The 19,282-nt window shown below is 49.0% G+C and carries 10 protein-coding genes; 7 read left to right on the top strand and 3 right to left on the bottom strand.

Going from position 1 to position 19,282, the window contains the following annotated elements:
• Positions 1 to 5: 5 nt before the first annotated feature.
• Both JHJ32_RS04455 and JHJ32_RS04450 read right to left on the bottom strand, forming a co-directional pair.
• Positions 6 to 659, bottom strand: a complete 654-nt coding sequence (locus JHJ32_RS04455) for a hypothetical protein (protein WP_200120094.1) — start codon at positions 657 to 659, stop codon at positions 6 to 8.
• Between the two features lie 58 nt (positions 660 to 717).
• Entirely contained in the window at positions 718 to 1,329 is a 612-nt protein-coding gene (locus JHJ32_RS04450) for a WbqC family protein (RefSeq protein ID WP_079716596.1), read from the bottom strand.
• 161 nt (positions 1,330 to 1,490) lie between these two features.
• Between JHJ32_RS04450 and JHJ32_RS04445 the strand changes: the two genes are divergently transcribed.
• From JHJ32_RS04445 to dapA, 5 genes are all read left to right on the top strand, one after another.
• Positions 1,491 to 2,366, top strand: coding sequence for a lysophospholipid acyltransferase family protein (locus JHJ32_RS04445; RefSeq protein ID WP_200120093.1), 876 nt, complete (start codon positions 1,491 to 1,493; stop codon positions 2,364 to 2,366).
• A complete protein-coding gene (locus tag JHJ32_RS04440; RefSeq protein WP_233632467.1) occupies positions 2,327 to 3,394 on the top strand; it encodes a glycosyltransferase family 2 protein in 1,068 nt (355 codons plus the stop codon). The genes JHJ32_RS04445 and JHJ32_RS04440 overlap by 40 nt, the downstream gene beginning before the upstream one ends.
• Before the next feature lie 82 nt (positions 3,395 to 3,476).
• A complete protein-coding gene (locus JHJ32_RS04435; protein WP_200120092.1) occupies positions 3,477 to 4,214 on the top strand; it encodes a hypothetical protein in 738 nt (245 codons plus the stop codon).
• A gap of 80 nt (positions 4,215 to 4,294) precedes the next feature.
• Positions 4,295 to 6,313: an NAD-dependent DNA ligase LigA gene (ligA, locus tag JHJ32_RS04430; protein ID WP_079716598.1), complete on the top strand. Its 2,019-nt coding sequence runs from the start codon at positions 4,295 to 4,297 to the stop codon at positions 6,311 to 6,313.
• 58 nt (positions 6,314 to 6,371) lie between these two features.
• A complete protein-coding gene (gene dapA, locus JHJ32_RS04425) occupies positions 6,372 to 7,256 on the top strand; it encodes a 4-hydroxy-tetrahydrodipicolinate synthase (RefSeq protein WP_079716599.1) in 885 nt (294 codons plus the stop codon).
• A 1-nt stretch (position 7,257) separates the two neighbouring features.
• Here dapA and JHJ32_RS04420 read toward each other — a convergent pair whose 3' ends face one another.
• On the bottom strand, positions 7,258 to 8,169 hold the full coding sequence (locus JHJ32_RS04420; RefSeq protein ID WP_200120091.1) for a glycosyltransferase family 2 protein: 912 nt from the start codon (positions 8,167 to 8,169) through the stop codon (positions 7,258 to 7,260).
• Between the two features lie 256 nt (positions 8,170 to 8,425).
• Here JHJ32_RS04420 and JHJ32_RS04415 point away from each other — a divergent pair, with 256 nt between their 5' ends.
• Together JHJ32_RS04415 and JHJ32_RS04410 are read left to right on the top strand one after the other, a co-directional pair.
• Positions 8,426 to 15,115 carry a polyketide synthase gene (locus tag JHJ32_RS04415; RefSeq protein ID WP_200120090.1) on the top strand — a complete coding sequence of 2,230 codons (6,690 nt, stop codon included), beginning with the start codon at positions 8,426 to 8,428 and terminating at the stop codon, positions 15,113 to 15,115.
• Between the two features lie 4 nt (positions 15,116 to 15,119).
• Positions 15,120 to 19,172, top strand: a complete 4,053-nt coding sequence (locus tag JHJ32_RS04410; protein WP_200120089.1) for a non-ribosomal peptide synthetase — start codon at positions 15,120 to 15,122, stop codon at positions 19,170 to 19,172.
• The last annotated feature ends 110 nt before the right edge of the window (positions 19,173 to 19,282 follow it).

Raw genomic sequence — 19,282 nt, 5'->3', positions numbered from 1 at the left:
CGCTCCTACTCGATCCCTATTACACGTGCCACATTGTCTTTTAGCTTGGTCACGTCTGTTTTTAGTCCGCCGTACAACGACATCACATTGACCGACCGTTGCTGAATTTGCCGGAAATTATGCAGCCATCCGGCCTCCACAAACAAAAAGAAACCGCCGATCCGATAATCGGCCCCTACGCCTAACCTGAAGGTGGGCGTAAGGTGTGACGTGCTTTCGATCGTTACTTTATGCTCAGCCGGAGAAACCATCGCACGAGGTTGTATCACGACGCCTGCACCGGGGCCTCCATAGGCATGCGCGTTTAGCTTACCAAATCGCTTCCGAATTCCGCCTGCAAGATTAAGAATGTAGAAATTGCTCCTACCCTTCTCCAAATCGTAAGCATAATCCGGATCGGGCACTTGTTGATCATACCGAAAGGTCAGAAAATCAAGCGATGGGTAGATAAAATAAGGACGTTTAGCCAGGGAAATATCTAAGCCCAGGGTGTTGGAAAATTTTGCCCGCAGTACCTCTTTCGTCTCGCCCAATGCGAACCCCCACCCCATACCGCTGGTTACAAACACTTTCCGCTGGTCGGTGGAGTCTGTTTTTGACTGCGCAGCAGCATCGATCATCGTTAAGAGCGACGAAATGAGCAAATAATGTTTCAGCATAACTTTCCCTATAGATGATGACACTAAAACAGGGAAACTCGCGAAAAGTTTTCAATTGCTATAGATACGTCCGGCTTTGGGGGCCATGATTAAACAGCAGATCCACAATGCTTAGGCCGGCGATAAAGCCGTGTTTATTTTCGAATACTTGGTAGTAAGGTTTCGGATCGCCGCCCGCATGTCCCGTTTTGGGGTGGATGGCTTGCCTGAAATCCAAGTCGGACGGATAATTTTCTCGGTAGCTTTCGGTATATCCGACGCTCCTCGTTATCTTCAGCAACCGAAGCAGCAACTGCAATTGAAGCACGTTGTAATCAAACAGCCACTCATACCGTTGTTGGTAAAATGGCATAAAATCTTCTTCATAATATTCAAAATAAGCCGAGCTGCGGTATGCGGTCTGCAAACTCATCCAATGCAACCGTTGCCAGTCCGACTCATAACTGATCCGTACATCTTTCATCCGGGTATGTCCGCCACGGCCTTTTTTTACCGGCACAATAAGGTCCAATTTTCCGTTGGCCGAATAAACCGATGCCCGGGTGCGATAGGTCTGCTTGGGATAATGTTCGTATTGCTCAAGCAAGATTGGCATCGGAGCATTGTGGATAACACTGAAATAGGAAACCGGGGGCAAGTAAAAGGCAGGCAAGATGATCTGTTCGTCCATGTAACGCAAGAAATAAGTTTGTGCGGTAAAAATAATATAAATTAGGAATATATCATCCGAACCAACCTGCGCCTGAGGTCCGCACGGAACCCGCAGGCTCCGCCGCAATTAAATTGCATATAAAAGCAACTTTATCTAAGTTTGCAGTTTTACGCACTTGAATGGCCGTAATGCGAAAATCTTCCATTGTTTCTTTCTTTGTTTACCTGATTTCACTGCTGCCTTTTTGGGTGCTCTACGCGTTTTCAAACGTGCTATATTTATTACTATACTACGTCATTGGCTACCGGAAAGCGGTGGTATATGAGAACCTCCGGAATGCATTTCCGGAAAAAACGGATAGCGAACGCAGACAAATTGCACGGAAGTTTTACCGTTTTCTGCCCGATCTGATTGTGGAAGCCGTCAAAATGCGTAGTATATCGGCGGAGGCGGTCGAAAAGCGGATAGTTATCCATCAAAAGGAAGAGTTGGAACGTCATTTCAGGGCCGGCAAAGGCGTGATAGGCGTTACTGCTCACTATGCCAATTGGGAACTGGGCATTCACCGGCTGAGCTTACTCACGGAAAATCCGGTACTGATCATCTACAAACCGTTGCATAACCAGACGGTGGACCTCATCTACAACGCGATACGGGGCCGCTTCGGTGCCACGATGGTTCCGATGAAACAAACCCTGCGCAAAATCATTGCACATCGCCAACAACCGCACATCAGTATCTTTGTAGCCGATCAGACACCGATGTATAAGGATTCCAACTATTTTATCCCGTTTCTCAACCAGGATACGCTCGTATACACCGGAGCCGAGAAAATCGCTAAAATGACCAATTTCCCTGTCGTCTTTTGCCACATCGACCGCATCAGGCGTGGCCATTATAGTTGCACATTCACGACGTTGGTTGAAAATCCCGCCGAAGTGCCGGGGCATGGCATCACGGATATTCATAACAAATTTACGGAAGATATCATCCGCAGAAAACCTGAATGGTGGCTATGGTCCCATCGGCGGTGGAAAAGGAAACCCAAACCATGAAGCATTATCCAAAGGTAGCCGTTGTCATCTTAAATTGGAATGGAAGGTTTTTCTTAGAGAAATTTTTACCTTCCGTATATAACAGCAATTATCCCAACGTAGAGTTTGTGGTGGGCGACAATGCGTCGTCCGACGATTCGGTGGACTTTGTCGCCGCACATTTTCCTGCGATACGCATTATCCGCAACAGCAGCAACCTCGGCTTTGCCGGAGGTTATAACGAAGTGCTGAAATCGGTGGATGCGGACTACTTTGTACTACTTAACTCGGATGTGGAAGTTACGCCCGACTGGATTACACCGGTCATTGAGCTATTGGAAAGCCACCCCGACATGGCAGCTGCGCAACCCAAAATCCGTTCGTATTACCAACGCGACCATTTTGAACACGCAGGCGCCGGCGGGGGATTCATTGATTATTATGGCTTTCCCTTCTGTCGCGGACGGATGTTGCACGTTGTTGAAAAGGACGACGGGCAGTATGACGATGCTTGCGAAGTATTCTGGGCCAGCGGCGCAGCACTTTTCATCAAGCGCCAATGCTGGGAATTGTCGGGAGGGTTTGATGCAGATTTTTTTGCGCATATGGAAGAGGTCGATCTATGTTGGCGTCTCAAACTAGCCGGGTACCGCATCGGTTATTGCCCACACGCTGTCGTATACCATGTGGGTGGCGGTACGTTGGCTGCGAGCAATCCGAGAAAGACATACCTCAATTTCCGCAATAGCCTCTTTATGATGCAAAAGAATCTGCCCTTCCTCCAAGCAGTGTGGGTCTTGTTTGCACGCATGTGGATCGATTTTATTGCGCTTATCCATTTCCTCATTGCGGGAAAATCGAAAGATGCCTGGGCTATCAGTCGGTCGCACCAGCGCTTCTTTCTTGATTTTTTTAAAACCGCAAAAAAACGAAAGCAATATCGCCAGAAATTTGGCACCAAAGGTATCTATCGGGGCAGCTTTATATGGGCTTTTTATATCCATGGAAAAACACGATTCAGTCAGCTCAATCGCCGTAAGTTTCTGTAAAATACCGGCTACAGACAACTTTTTAAATAATAGTTTGTTACTTTAGTAATTTGTAGGCCAAAACAACAAACAATTAAAAACCATGAAAAGGTATCTCATTCTTCCGCTACTCGCAATTTGTATAACTGCTTGGGGTAGCCAAGCCCATCAGGCAGACGCACTTGCCGGAGCGTGGCACATGCAACAAGGCGACATCCAGCAAACAGCCGTGTTTGTGGATGGCTACCTATCACACAGCACCTATGACGTCAAAAACAAAAAGTTCATTGCCACAAGGGGTGGCACATATGACGTTGCAGACGGCAAGCTTACCGTTACGTGGCAGTATGATTCTGAAAAGGCCGCGAATGAAACGCCCGTAGATACTTGGCTGGGCCAAACCAGTACATTTGCGTACGAAGTGGCTAATACGCTCACCACCGATTTGTCAGGTTCGGAAGCCACTTGGCAACGTATCGATAACAACGAAGGTCCAATGGCGGGCGTATGGTACATGTCGGGGCGTAAGCAGGGCGATGAACTCGCCCAACGGACGTTACAGGATAGGCGGACGCTCAAAATATTGTCCGGGAAACGTTTCCAGTGGGTAGCTATCAACATCAAGACAGGCCAGTTTTCTGGTACCGGCGGAGGCACCTATACGTTCGGAAACGGAAAATACACAGAGAATATCGAGTTTTTCTCAAGAGGTGGAGATCGGGTAGGAATGTCCCTACCATTTGATGATCAAATCATCGATGGCCAATGGCACCACACCGGAAAAAGCTCTGCGGGAGATCCGATGTACGAAATATGGAGTAGGCTAAACGGTGATCGGTGAGCAATGATAGGCGGCCGGTATAGCCGGATGAAAACGAATAACCGGTTGCCGAAAGCCATAAAATTTGTATTTTCGCCGCTATGTCACCAGCAGAAGCAGCTATTCGAATCGAGGAATTAACCAAGGAACTCAACACGTACAACTATCAATATTACGTATTAGCTAATCCGACAATTTCGGATTATGACTTCGATCTGAAACTCAAGGAATTGGACGCCTTGGAGCAACAATTCCCACAATTTCTCGATCCGGACTCACCCACCCAAAAGGTGGGTGGAGATATCACGCAGCGCTTCGATACCGTTCGTCATAGATGGCCGATGCTTTCGCTCAGCAATACGTATAGCGAACAGGAATTGCGCGATTTCGACAATAGGGTACGCAAGGCCATTGGCAACGATTTTGAATACGTATGCGAATTGAAGTTTGACGGCCTATCGATCAGCATCACGTACGAAAATGGTGTACTTAAGCGTGCTGTCACCCGCGGTGATGGCGTGCAGGGTGATGACGTGACGGCAAACGTACGCACCATAAAATCCATTCCCAACAGGCTAAAACCTAATGGATATCCTGACCTGTTCGAAATCCGGGGAGAAATATTTATGCACCGCGCGGCATTTCAACGGCTTAATAACGAGCGTATTGAAAACGGGGAGATGGCTTACGCCAATCCGCGCAACTTTGCAGCCGGCACGATCAAGCTGCAGGACTCCGCGGAAGTAGCCCGCCGCCCCCTGGACTGCTTTCTTTATTTTCTGTATAGCAACGAACGGAATCGGCTTTTCAGCAATCATTGGGACAGCCTCCAAGCGGTGAAAGCATGGGGATTTCATGTATCGGAGCATATGGCGTTGTGCTCATCGATCGATGAGGTGCTTGCATTCATCGCAAAGTGGGAACAAGGGCGCTACGACTTGAGCTATGACATAGACGGCATTGTTATTAAAGTAAATGATTACGGACAGCAGGAAGAGCTTGGGTTTACCGCTAAATCACCCCGGTGGGCCATTTCCTACAAGTACAAGGCCGAGCAAGCGGAAACCAAGTTTTTGTCCGTGAGCTACCAGGTTGGCCGCACCGGAGCAGTGACTCCCGTGGCTAATCTCAGCCCTGTATTGCTTGCGGGAACAACCGTAAAGCGGGCTAGCCTGCATAACGCGAACGAAATCGCCCGGTTGGATTTGCGGGAGGGCGACATGGTATTTGTCGAAAAGGGCGGCGAAATCATCCCTAAAATCACAGCCGTGAATCTCCTAAAACGGAAACCCGAATCCCAACCCATCAGCTATCCCTTGACCTGTCCTGAATGCGGGACGTCCTTGGTACGCAAACCTGGCGAAGCGGTGCATTATTGCCCGAATGACGAAGGTTGCCCCCCGCAGATAGTTGGGCGGATGCAGCACTTCATCGGCCGCAAAGCCATGGACATCGAAGGCATGGGCGACGAAACCATCGAGACCTTCTTCAAACAGGGGCTTCTCCATAACATCACAGACATTTATTCCCTTAAAGACAAACAGGAAACACTTGTACGGTTGGATCGCTTCGGCCAAAAGTCCATCGAAAATATGCTGGCCGGCATTGAAAAATCCAAGGAAAAACCATTTGAGAAGGTGCTGTTTGCACTTGGTATACGTTATGTGGGGGAAACAATCGCTAAAAAGCTAGCCTCACACTTTAAAAACATGGATGCGCTGGCGGCGGCTTCCAAGGAAGAAATTGAGTCAGTCTACGAAATTGGCGAACGGATCGCGGAAAGTGTGACCGAATATTTTGCTAAGGACGTCCACAGGGAACAGCTCGAACGGCTCAGGCAACATGGCCTGCATTTAGCTATCGAAGAAAAAACGAACGAACGCCTCGGCGACGCATTGTCAGGAAAAACGTTTGTGATCTCGGGCGTGTTTGAACACTTCAGCCGGGAAGAGCTGACCTCGCTTATTGAAAGCCACGGCGGCAAGCTGTTGAGCAGCATATCCGGCAAATTGGATTACCTGGTCGCCGGCGACAAAATGGGCCCGTCTAAACTGGCCAAAGCCGAAAAGTTGAAAGTCCCCATTATTTCGGAGCAGGAGCTGCTCAGCATGATTAATTGATCGTTATAAAATCATTTATTTACCTTAATTTTGGCGCGCTTATATAAACGCAATCATAATGGACGAACTTTATGGTGCCGGGGTGGCACTGGTTACCCCCTTTCATTCGGATGGAACAATTGATTACCTGGGCTTGGAAAAGCTCATTGAACACCAAATCAACGGTGGGATGGATTACCTGGTTTCACTGGGCACTACCGGTGAGGTGGCCACGCTGACCGAAGACGAACGAAAGGCGATATGGAAATTTACCGCGGAGAAAGCAGCGGGGCGCATACCGCTCGTTGCCGGTATCGGCGGCAACAATACCGTTGAGGTCGTACGCCAATTAAACGCGTTTGATTGTGATGGCTACACAGCTATCCTATCCGTAAGCCCCTATTACAACAAACCGACACAGGAAGGTATTTACCAACATTATAAAGCGATAGCGGCAGCCACTCCCCTCCCACTCATTTTGTATAATGTACCCGGCCGCACAGGTAGCGGCATAAGCGCTGAAACCACCGTACGGCTGGCAAAAGAATTTCCGAATATTGTGGGCACAAAGGAGGCGTCTGGCAGCTTTGACCAGTTCAGCAAAATCCTGCGTGACAAACCCGATGAATTTTTATTGATTTCGGGAGACGATCCGGTTACCTTGCCCATGATGGCTTTGGGTGCGGCAGGGATCATTTCGGTAGTAGGCAATGCTTTCCCTACGGCGGTGTCCCAGCTTGCCAAACTATGCTATGAAAACCGATATGAAGAAGCCCGGACAATACATAACCGATTGATTCGTATCACCGAGCTGTGCTTTGCCGAAGGCAACCCTGCGGGGATAAAAACCATGCTCAGCGAACTGGGCATCTGCGGAGCATCGGTCAGGTTACCCTTGGTAGAAGCGAGCAGTCAGCTGACAACGACTATCCGGGAAGAACTGGCAAAAACTGACATTCGCTAAATCAGGTTGTGGGGAGTTTTATCCCCAAATCATTACTTTTTGTGGCGTGTGTAATATTCCACATGACTCCCTTTAGGGCGGCCTTGGCCAAATCAATCCTTCCTTTGGCCAGGTATCGGATGATGGCAACGGGCGTGGGAATAAGCAGGTAATAGCAACTAAAGAAAAACCTGGCCAGCAAGGGCGCATTGCGCCGGATGAACAGCCACCTGTTGCGCATCAGGAAATAAGTCTTTAAAGGACTTACCTTACCTACGCTCATCGATTCCTTGTGGTAGATTTTGGCTTTTCCGGTAAAGGCCATTTTTAGCCCGGCACGTTTGAACTTTTCACACCAATCCAGTTCTTCGTAGTAGAGGAAAAAATGTTCCTCCATCAACCCTACCCTATCCAAATCGGTCTTGCGACACATCATGGCTGCCCCGTGGCAGTAGCCGGTCTCGTTGGTAGTATGGTCATATTGCCCTTGGTCATCTTCCATTACCCCGAGGCCTTTATTACGGCCGGTAAAGTAGTTTATCGGTGTATAACCAGCATACTGGATCTTGCGTTTGTCATCGAAATATAGGATAAGCGGCGAAAGGAGGCCGATGTCGGCATGGCGTTCAATTTCACCGCGCATTGAGAAAATGAACCCTGCTGTAATTTCGGTATCATTATTCAGAAACAGCAGATAATCGCCCTTGGCCTGTTTAATACCCAAATTGTTTCCGCCGGCAAAACCGAGATTTTTCTCGGACCGGATGTAAATCAAATTGGAATATTCGGCTCTAAAAAGATCGCCATAATCTTCGGTACTGCCGTTGTCGACAACGATGACTTCTACATCAGGCCCAGCGTATGCCCGTATAGATCTGAGCAAGTCAATGGTCATGCTGTTTTGATGGTAATTGACGGTGATGATGGAAACCATGCAACTATGTTAATTCAACTGATTTGCCTTTACTAAAACGGCACAAAGCTAATCCTTTCATCAAGCGGCACCGATAATAAGCTGATTAATTGTGAGAAAACGTCAATTTTCTACTACAAACAGGGGCATATTCCCAAAATTACTCACTGCTGTGTAGACGTATTTCGACAAAATAAAATTTATCAACCCAAATAGAAGACAACGATGGAACATTCAGGATACCTTTGGGAAACTATTTAAAAAAAAGCAGCTTCCTATGGGTTTACGGCAAAACGGATTTCAGCCGGTTTTCACTATCACTGACCTGTTCAGCACTGTTTTACAGGCCGGACATCTCGATACTATTGCCATCGAGTTTAATACGGATAGCCTGACTTACCGCGAACTAGACTTGCGATCCGACAGCGTAGCAAACGCTTTGGCACAATACGCCCCCGATGAAATGATAGTGGGCGTGAGCACCACGCGATGCACGGATATGGTGGTTTTTCTTTTGGGAATACTGAAGGCGGGTCGTTTTTACCTGCCCCTCGATCCCGCCCATCCTGACGAAAGGTTGCAACAAATCATCGCCGATTCAGGCATTCGTCACATCGCTTGCTCTTTGGGAGATACCAACCGATTTGAAAAACTGGGGCTGGCACCGATAACGTTGCCAACGGCAACAGAGCATGCGACAACGGTCCCAAAGGCGACCAGCTGCGCAGGCTATATCCTCTACACTTCGGGCTCAACAGGTAAGCCAAAAGGTGTAAAAATGGGTGAAACAGCTTTGGCGAATCTCTTACAATGGCAACGAAACCATTCTGTTGCTGCCACAGGAACGAAAACCCTTCAGTTTGCACCGCTCACCTTTGATGTCTCTTTCCAGGAAATTTTCGCTACACTGACCACCGGAGGTACACTGGTGTTGGTTGAGGACGATTTACGGCTCAATCCAATTGAGCTGTTGAAGTTTATTGAACAACGTGGAATCAATAGGCTATTTCTGCCCTTTGTGGCGTTGCAGCTGCTGGCAGACACGGCAGCGTTTTCTAACCTATATCCGCGATGTTTGCAAGAAATCATGACTGCGGGCGAGCAACTGAAAGTCACACCGCAGATCGTCAGTTTTTTTGAGCGTATCCCGGACGCTGTTCTTTACAACCAATACGGGCCTACCGAGGCGCACGTCGTGTCGTCACTCAAACTCGAAGGCCCTCCCTTAACGTGGCCGGAGCTACCGAGCATCGGTACGCCGATATCCAATGTAGATTTGCTGATCCTGGATGAACAACAAAGGCTGGTAAAAGACGGTGAAATCGGCGAGCTTTATATTGCCGGTATGTGCCTTGCCGATGGATACCTCAATAATACGGCACTGACCGAAGAACGCTTTATTCACTGGACACACCCAGCGCATGGCACAATAAGGATATACCGCTCCGGGGATTTGGCCAAACGCCTCGAAAACGGAGCGATCGAATTTTTAGGCCGCATCGACCATCAAGTAAAAATACGTGGCTACCGCATTGAAGTGGGCGAAATCGAACATGCACTTATCCAACTGCCGGAAGTCAAAGATGCCGTAGTCATTGCCGTAGGACAAACCGCTGACCAACGGAAACTCGCCGCCTATCTTTTGCTTAATCCGGACCAAACCTTCGATCCGCCTACGTTCCAAAAGGCATTGCGAAAGCGGCTGCCTGATTATATGGTACCGTCGGTTTTTGTCCAGTTGGATGCCTTCCCGAAAACGTCAAGCGGGAAAGTCGATCGCAAGGCCCTGCCCACGCCCGAAATGAAACGCCCTGATAGCGAAATCCCATACAGGGCACCAAAATCGATCATTCAGCGCCATTTAGCTACGATATGGAAGGATTTGCTCAACATTGACCGGGTGGGAATCGATGACAATTTCTTCGAGCTGGGCGGTAATTCCCTGCTTGCCCAAAAAACCGTCGTTTCATTGATGCAGCAGCATAAGATAAGCCTGCCGATTACCAAACTTTACCAGTACGGGACTATCGCCGGGATTTCGTCCTATCTCGAAGGCCAAGGTGAGGTAAACCCGCGGATACGCCCCGACATGAAAGCGCGGAAAAATAAACAAGCCGAACCAATCGCTATTGTAGGGTTTGCTGGGCGTTTCCCCGGGGCAAAAGACGTATGGGAGTTTTGGGACAACCTAAAGGAAGGGCGCGAGACCATAAAATTTTTCACCGAAGACGAGCTAGACCCATCCATCCCCCTTGCCGAACGCAGCGATCCGAACTATGTCAAAGCAAGGGGCATCTTGGAAAACGCTGAATGGTTTGATGAACGGCTTTTCGGTATTACGCCAATCTTAGCCCGGATCATGGATCCCCAGCAACGGATATTCCTGGAAATCTGCCGGGATGCATTGGAATCCACCGGTCACCTACCAGCCGTATATCAAGGCATTGTCGGCGTTTACGCCGGATCGGGCAGCAACACGTACTACCTAAACAACGTATTGAGCAATCCCGGAGAAGTGGCCAAAACCGGGGCCTTCCAAGCCCTGACCCTCAACGAAAAAGATTACTTAGCAACCCGAACAGCCTACCAGTTGAACCTCACAGGGCCAGCGGTAAGTGTTTCCAGCGCATGTTCCACGTCACTGTTAGCGGTAGCCCAAGCAGTTGAAGGGCTCCGCACCGGCCAATGTGATGTTGCACTGGCAGGTGGTATATCCATCACGGCGCCTATCAACAGTGGTCATGTTTATGAAGAAGGGGCCATGTTCAGCGACGATGGACATTGCCGACCATTTGACGAAGACGCAAAAGGCACCGTTTTCAGTGACGGTGCAGGGGTGGTCGTGCTCAAAAGACTGTCCGATGCAGCACAAGACGGTGACCAAATCTATGCGATAATCAAAGGAATAGGAGTCAATAATGACGGTGGGGTAAAGGCAAGCTTCACGGCGCCCAGCCCTGCGGGGCAGGCGTCAGCCGTTTCAATGGCATTGGATGACGCAGAGGTATCACCCGAAACCATCGGATATGTTGAGACCCATGGCACCGCAACGCCACTGGGCGACCCGATCGAGATAGAAGCACTGAAAATGGCTTTCGGCCAGCAGGCTACCCAACAATATTGCAAAATTGGCTCGCTCAAAAGCAATATGGGACACCTTACCCATGCCGCCGGCGTCGCGGGGTTGATCAAGACGGCCCTGATCCTGCATTTCAAAAAAATACCGGCTTCTATCAATTACAAACGGCCCAATCCGGCTATTGATTTCGAAAACAGCCCCTTTGAGGTTAATGATAGGCTCTCCGTTTGGGAAAGCGAGGCACCCAGACGCGCGGGCGTGAGCTCATTTGGCGTGGGTGGAACCAACGTGCATGTCGTACTGGAAGAATATGCGCATGCGCTGACCAAAACGGCAGATCCATCAACTGATGATGAACGGTACCCGTACCTGGTCAATTGGTCCGCCGCTACCGAACAGTCCGCAGTGACCTACGGAAAGCAACTGGGCGCTTACCTGAAAAGCCATCCCGAAATAGCCGTTGGGGATGTCATTGCGACCCTAAACGCTACACGACAGCCGCTGAACCACCGCCACTTTGTCGTCGCAGCTGACCGCGACGATTTGCTGAAACAGCTAACAAATGGGTGCTCGAGACAACATTACCTGAATGAGCAAACATCAGACATCATTTTCATGTTTCCCGGCCAAGGTTCGCAATACGCCAATATGGGTAAAAAACTCTATGAGCGTTTCAGTGCATACCGGCACGCCGTTGACACGTGCGCTGCCTTGCTGACAGATACGCTACAGGAAGATATAAGAGCGGTGATGTTTTCAGATGACGCCCAACGGCTTCAGCATACCCAATATACGCAACCTGCGATCTTCGTCACCGAATATGCATTGGCAACGCTTTGGATGAGCTGGGGCATACAGCCAACGGCATTCATGGGACACAGCGTCGGCGAGTTTGTCGGCGCCTGCCTCGCCGGTATTTTCTCGCTTTCAGATGCGCTGGCACTTGTAGCAATGCGTGGCCGGCTGATCAGCGGTCTGCCTACCGGCAGTATGGCGGCTATCCGGGAATCCGCCAGATTGATTGCACCGTCGCTTCCTGAAGGGTTGTCAATAGCCGCCAATAATGCGCCAAACCTGTGCGTCGTTGCAGGCCCTACCGATCAAGTTGCCGATTACATTCGCCAGCTCGAACGTGAAGGCATTAAGACCAGCTTACTTCATACAAGCCACGCCTTCCACTCGTCCATGATGGACCCTATATTGAACCAATTCAAGGCAGTCGTCAATCAGAAACCAAAACACGTACCCCAAAAACCGGTGATTTCAACTGTAACGGGCACTTTTTTGGCTGATAGCGAAGCTACGAGCAGCGAGTATTGGGTACGCCATATACGCGAGATGGTCGATTTCTCGGGGGCGGCCACTTTTGCCTCACGGGAAATACCCGGCATCTTTTTGGAAGTAGGGCCCGGTGCAGCGACAGCCACTTTGGTAAAACAACATGCCAGCATCGAAGCATCGAGGGTCATCAGTGGCATCCGTAGTACCGCGTCAGTGGATGAACTGACCGCCTTGTATGAAAGCCTTGGACGAGTTTGGTCATTGGGATGCTCTCCAGATTGGAGCGCTATCCATGGTCAGCGCAGGGCGTTGCTTACCGATTTGCCTACGTATGCGTACGAAAGGAATTATCATTGGCTGGCTCCGCAGCCGAAGGAAACGGCCCCAGTGCAGCACAAACGGCCGGAACCCCTAACAGAACAGACTCAAAAACAACATGATACCATGAGAAAAACAATACTCATCAACAAGATTAGGGAGATTTTGGACGAAGCGTCCGGCATTGGCATAGATGATACCGCCATACATGACAGCTTCATCGAAATCGGACTTGATTCGCTCTTGCTGACGCAGGTTGCACAAACTTTAAAAAAGGAATTTAATCTGCCGATTACATTCCGGAAATTGAATGAAGAATATTATAATCTCGATCTTCTGGCAGATTACTTAGACAAAAATCTTCCTGCAAATCAATATAGCGCTCCGCAGCCACCGGCTCAGGCTCAGCCATCCGTCCAGCCGGTTGACCAGCATGCGCCCACGCCAGGGCACGCTGTCGCTTCCTTTCAGCAACCGGTATTCAATCCGCAATCCACAGGTGCTGCTTCTCAGGTGGCATACGACAGTATAGCCCTTATTTCACAGCAAATTAACCTGATATCCCAGCAAATTGCATTGCTCCAGGGGGTCAATATGCCGGGCAATCAGCAGCCGATCATGCAGCATGCTACAGCGCCTCACGGATTGACTTCACTGGCGGCCGCCGCCGCACCGGCACCGAGAACAGCCGACGCAACCAACGTGGCACTTTCAAATGAAGAACTGGTTGAGCTCAAGAAACCCTTCGGTGCCACCGCTCGCATCGAGAAGCACGCATCAAATTTGTCCGGCCAACAGCATGAATATCTCAACAACCTGATTGAGAACTATGTCAACAAAACTGCCAGAAGCAAAGCTTACACCCAAGAACATCGGGCTTACATGGCCGATCCACGTGTTGTATCGGGGTTTAAGCCTTTAACGAAGGAAATGACCTATGCGTTAGTGGTCAACAAATCTGCGGGTTGCAGGCTCTGGGATATCGACGGCAATGAATACATCGACGCACTGAACGGTTTTGGCTCCAGTATGTTGGGCAACCAACCGGAGGTCATAAAAAACGCCCTGCTCAGTCAGATTGAAGAGGGTTATGAAATCGGCCCCCAGCACGAAAAATCAGGAGAAGTCTGCAAACTTATCTGTGAATTTACCGGCATGGATCGTGCAGGCCTGTGCAACACCGGATCGGAAGCGGTCTTGGGTGCAATGCGGATTGCGCGCACCGTTACCGGCCGGTCTACCGTTGTTGCCTTCTCGGGTTCATACCACGGCATCGTAGACGAAGTAATTGTACGCGGCACCAAAAAACTGAAATCGTTTCCCGCAGCCCCAGGCATCATGCCAGAGGCCGTGCAGAACATGTTGATACTCGATTACGGCACTGAGGAGTCGCTCCGCATCATTCGCGAGCGGGCAAACGAGCTCGCCGCCGTGCTTGTTGAACCGATCCAAAGCCGCAGGCCCGAATTTGTGCCCATTGAGTTTCTCAAAGCCTTGCGTGAAATCACTGAACAGTCCGGCACCGCATTGATCTTCGATGAAGTTATATCTGGCTTCCGCTTCCACCCTCGCGGTGCGCAGGGACTTTTCGGCATCACGGCCGACATCGGAACTTACGGGAAAGTAGCCGGGGCCGGTATTTCCATTGGTATCATTGCCGGTAAAAAACGCTTTATGGATGCGCTTGACGGCGGCTTCTGGCAATTCGGTGACGAATCCATGCCCGAAGCCGGCGTGACCTACTTCGCAGGTACATTTGTACGGCACCCGCTCGCACTTGCAACCACCAAGGCATCGCTCGAATACCTGAAGGCACAAGGACCGCAATTGCAGGAAAACCTGAATCGGAACACCGAATACCTGGCAAACCGACTTAATGCGATTTCGGAACGGTATGGAACCCCTATCTTTGTGGCCCAGTTCGGTTCACTTTGGAAGATCAAATACAAAGAAGAGTATCCTTATACCGAACTGCTTTTTGCACTCATGCGCTACAAGGGTATCCACATTCTGGACGGGTTCCCTTGTTTCCTGACAACTGCGCACGAAAAAGCGGATATTGAACGCATCATCCAGGCATTTGAGGAAAGCTTAAAAGAACTGATTGAAGCTGGTTTCATACCTACTTACCGAGATGGCCAAGCCAATAATCGGTCACTTACCTCGGCACCCACAATGGAACCGCCATTTCCCAATGCGCGGCTTGGAAAAGATCAGGAAGGGAATCCAGCTTGGTTTGTTGAAGACACCAAAAATCCCGGTCAGTATTTACAGGTAGCGTACCAATAAGAAGATGAACTCAACAACAAATTTGCAACTAATTCCGGTTGCTTACGACCCGTTTTCCGGCGGTGAAATTGAAAAGATCATCTCCCCTATTGAGCCCCAACAAGAAATATGGCTATCATGTATGATCGGCGGCGATGAAGCTAACCGAGCATACAACGAATCGGTATCCATCCGCTTCTCGGGCGTACTCGATATAACGGCGCTAAGTGATGCTATGCGTACTGTTATCCAGCGGCATGAAGCTCTTCGTTGTTCGTTCAGCAGGGACGGCCGGTCCATCTACATTTATATGAAAGGTAAAAGCAACTTTATTGTCAAAGACTTAAGGTCGCTGCCCCTTGATATTCAAAAGAAACAGCTTGACAAATACCATGAAACAGATGCCAAAACGCCTTTCGATCTTGAAGAAGGCCCGTTGGTTAGAACCACGCTTTTCCAGCTGTCCGACACCGAACACTTGTTTACGCTAACAGCTCATCATATCATTTGTGATGGATGGTCCTTAGGTACCATATTTGAAGATCTCAGCAGATTTTATTCAGCGGCTGTGCAGGGAACCATTCCTCAAGCGACCGAATGGACAACTATGAGCACCTATGCGGAGGAGATACGTTCGTTTGTCGATTCAGCTGACTACATTCAAACCACGCGCTATTGGCTCAACAAATACAAGGGGGGCATACCACAATTGGCATTGCCTTTGGATTTTCCACGTCCGAAAATGCGCACATACAAAAGCAGACGGGATGATTACCGTATTGATAAGGAGTTTGCAGCCAAAATCAAGGAACTGGGCGCTAAAGTAGGTAGTAGCTTCGTGATTACGTTATTGACTGCATATGAAGTGTTTATTCATCGGCTTACCGGCCAGGACGATATTGTTATTGGCCTTCCGGCCGCAGGGCAATCTGCCACCGGACATTTCAGCTTAGTAGGGCATTGCGTCAACTTACTTCCTATTCGGAGTAAGATCGATGGCCAGGTATCATTCTTGGATCACCTAAAGCGACGCAAATCAGCGATTCTTGATGATTTAGATCACCAACAGATCTCATTTGGAACGTTACTCCAAAAGCTAAACGTCAAGCGCGACCCGTCACAGATCCCGTTGGTCTCCGTGGTATTTAACATTGACATGGGGATGAATTCGAATGTATCATTCTATGGAACCACACATCGCCTGATATCAAATCCCAGGGAATACGAAACTTTTGACATCTTCTTAAACGTCTCAGGTTCTGAAGAAGCGCTGACATTGGAATGGTCTTACAACACACAGTTGTTTAAACCGACAACGATTGCGGCGATGATGAGGCAGTTTACAGATCTCTTGAACACCGTTATTGCGCAGCCTTCCGTGAAACTGATGGATATCTCGATCAATCAGGACGCTGAAGCCGATATCAGCCGGCACACGACGGAAGTAGCCTATCCTAAAGACAAGCCCTTCACTGCATATATTACGGAAATTGCCGCAGCAACGCCGGATAAAACCGCGATTAAATTCAAAAACAAGGCAATAAGTTACCGGGAGTTGGAAGAACGCTCAAACCAATTGGCGAATTACTTGGTTGCCAAAGGCGTGACGACAGGAGCTATTATCGGCGTAGCCTTGGATCGCTCTATCGACATGGTGATTGCCTTGCTTGGCGTCGTTAAGTCGGGAGCAGCCTATATACCCTTAGACCCAAGCTATCCGGTTAACCGTATCGAGTTTATGCTTCACGATTCGGCGGCGAAATTCTTGCTGACCGAATCGAAATACAGCCGTCTTTTCGACAGCCAGGCGAAGGAGTTGCTTTACGATGAACTGCTTACCGATCTGTGCGCTTATCCAAGCGAAACACCACAGCGACTTATCCAAGGCGACAACCTTGTTTATGTGCTGTATACCTCGGGGTCTACCGGAAATCCGAAGGGCGTACAAATCGAACATCATAGCCTTTCAAATTTATTATTGAGCGTGCAACAAGAACCGGGCATTCATACCAATGATACCTTACTCGGCGTTACGACGATTTCGTTCGATATTGCGGGGGTTGAACTTTACCTGCCATTAATTGCGGGCGCCACCCTATTACTGGCGGATGCCGAGACGGCTCGGGATGGCAAGCAATTGCTCCATTTGGCCACAAAGGAACATGCAACGATTATCCAAGCAACCCCAGCTACGTGGCGCATGATGCTGGAATCTGGCTGGACGGCTAAATTGCCTATCAAAGCCATTTGCTGTGGCGAAGCCTTCCCAAAAGATCTCGCATATAAACTACTTGAAAAATGCCAATCCGTTTGGAATATGTATGGCCCGACCGAAACGACCATTTTTTCTACCGGAAAAGAGCTAACGAAGGATTCTATTGACCAGATTACCATCGGCAAACCCATCGCCAATACAAGGGTGTATGTACTGAACGAGGCCTACCGGCCTCTGGGAGTAGGCCAAGAAGGGCAGCTTTTCATTGCTGGAAGCGGTGTGGCCCGAGGCTATGTAAACCGTCCAGAGCTCACAGCTGAAAAATTTGTTGCGGATATCATGGAGCCCGACACAAAAATGTACGCGACGGGTGACCTCGGCATTTTACTCGATAATGGTGAGTACCTCTGCTTAGGCCGTATCGATCATCAAGTCAAAATCAGGGGACACCGCATTGAGCTGGGAGAAATCGAACACCACTTATCCACATTGGACGGCATAAAAAATGCCGTCGTCATGGCTCGCGAAGACGCCCCTGGCAACCAACGTCTTGTGGCCTATTTGATCATCGAACGAACGAAAATATCGCGAGAAGATATTAAAATTTGGCGAGAAGCACTTTCTACCAAACTACCAAATTATATGCTTCCCAATGATTGGGTAGCGATCGACGCTTTCCCTCTCACGGCAAATGGTAAAATAGACCGGAAAGCTTTGCCGAAGCCTTCGACCTCGTCCGCCGTTGAAGGGGCTCGCCATGAATCAGCACTCACGACGAATGAACAAAAAGTGTTCGACATTTGGGCCGCTGTCTTCAAGACAACGGATATTCGGAAAGACGACGACTTTTTTGAGTTAGGTGGGCATTCCCTCCTTGCCGTCGAAGTGATAACACGGATAGAGAAACAGCTAGGCAAACGTCTGCCGTTAGCTAGTTTGTTTAACAGCCCTACCATAGAAAAATTAGCTTTACTCCTTGACGACGAAGAAACGCTTCAATGGAACTTACTTGTGCCCATAAAGCCCGAGGGAAAAAAACCGCCTCTTTATATCGTGCATGGCGCGGGAATGAATGTGCTTGCATTCCAACCCTTATCCAATCACCTCGACCCTGATCAGCCAGTGTATGGGCTGCAAGCCAAAGGACTCGACGGCGTAACCGCTCCAGCAGAAACCGTGCAGGAAATCGCAAAAGACTATGTCGATGAAATTTGCAAGCACTATCCCTCCGGCCCATACGCCATAGCCGGATATTCAGCGGGAGGCACCATAGCCATCGAGATGGCTAAGCAGCTTAAAGACGCAGGGCAAGAGGTCCTCTTCGTAGGTCTTATTGACTCCTACCCTCACAATGTCTCCAATGACTATAAAACGGTATGGAATCGAGGCTTAGGCCATTTCTTGAAATTCATCTACATGAAGGCAATGCATGTACTTGTTTATTTATTCAAGTACCCAAAAACATATCTTCGCGATCGCTATAATTACATAAGGGGCTTCATTTACAATATCTTTAAACGTTTTTTCCCCGACACCGAGCTGATTGACACGGAGCCGGCGCATATCAAGGCCATTCAGTGTGTGCATGAGCGGGCTATGCGGCATTACCACATCCCATATTATGACGGTGCGGTCTGGCTCTTCCGGACAACGGTAAAAACCACGTATTTCCTTAACTATCGGACGAATGCTTGGGATACGAAGTTATTCAACAGGTTTTTGGTAGTCAATATCGATGGCGAACATTCGGAAATTTTTAAACCGGCGTTTGTAAAGATACTCGGAAAAAGGCTGCAGGCAGAATTAAACCATGCAAAAACGATGCAAGAAGCCTCAACAGATCGCTGCGTAGGCGAAGCTTAAGCGTTGTCGGTTTATCGCTACAAATCAAAATATAGTAGAGACAAAGTAAGATTTCACACGGCGCTTTACACTAATTTTGGCCCATGCTTGCTACAAGCTCTGTAAGATAA

The sequence above is a fragment of the Parapedobacter sp. ISTM3 genome (genome assembly GCF_016533505.1).
Taxonomy (GTDB): Bacteria; Bacteroidota; Bacteroidia; order Sphingobacteriales; family Sphingobacteriaceae; genus Parapedobacter; species Parapedobacter luteus.
The sequence above is the reverse complement of the archived record's forward strand: the minus strand, read 5'-3'. Positions and strand labels throughout refer to the sequence as shown.

Bases quoted from the DNA above. Each gene is read 5' to 3' on its own strand.
- JHJ32_RS04455 (WP_200120094.1), bottom strand. From the start codon at position 659: ATGCTGAAACATTATTTGCTCATTTCGTCGCTCTTAACGATGATCGAT.
- JHJ32_RS04450 (WP_079716596.1), bottom strand. From the start codon at position 1,329: ATGGACGAACAGATCATCTTGCCTGCCTTTTACTTGCCCCCGGTTTCC.
- JHJ32_RS04445 (WP_200120093.1), top strand. From the start codon at position 1,491: ATGGCCGTAATGCGAAAATCTTCCATTGTTTCTTTCTTTGTTTACCTG.
- JHJ32_RS04440 (WP_233632467.1), top strand. From the start codon at position 2,327: ATGGTCCCATCGGCGGTGGAAAAGGAAACCCAAACCATGAAGCATTAT.
- JHJ32_RS04435 (WP_200120092.1), top strand. From the start codon at position 3,477: ATGAAAAGGTATCTCATTCTTCCGCTACTCGCAATTTGTATAACTGCT.
- ligA (WP_079716598.1), top strand. From the start codon at position 4,295: ATGTCACCAGCAGAAGCAGCTATTCGAATCGAGGAATTAACCAAGGAA.
- dapA (WP_079716599.1), top strand. From the start codon at position 6,372: ATGGACGAACTTTATGGTGCCGGGGTGGCACTGGTTACCCCCTTTCAT.
- JHJ32_RS04420 (WP_200120091.1), bottom strand. From the start codon at position 8,169: ATGGTTTCCATCATCACCGTCAATTACCATCAAAACAGCATGACCATT.
- JHJ32_RS04415 (WP_200120090.1), top strand. From the start codon at position 8,426: ATGGGTTTACGGCAAAACGGATTTCAGCCGGTTTTCACTATCACTGAC.
- JHJ32_RS04410 (WP_200120089.1), top strand. From the start codon at position 15,120: ATGAACTCAACAACAAATTTGCAACTAATTCCGGTTGCTTACGACCCG.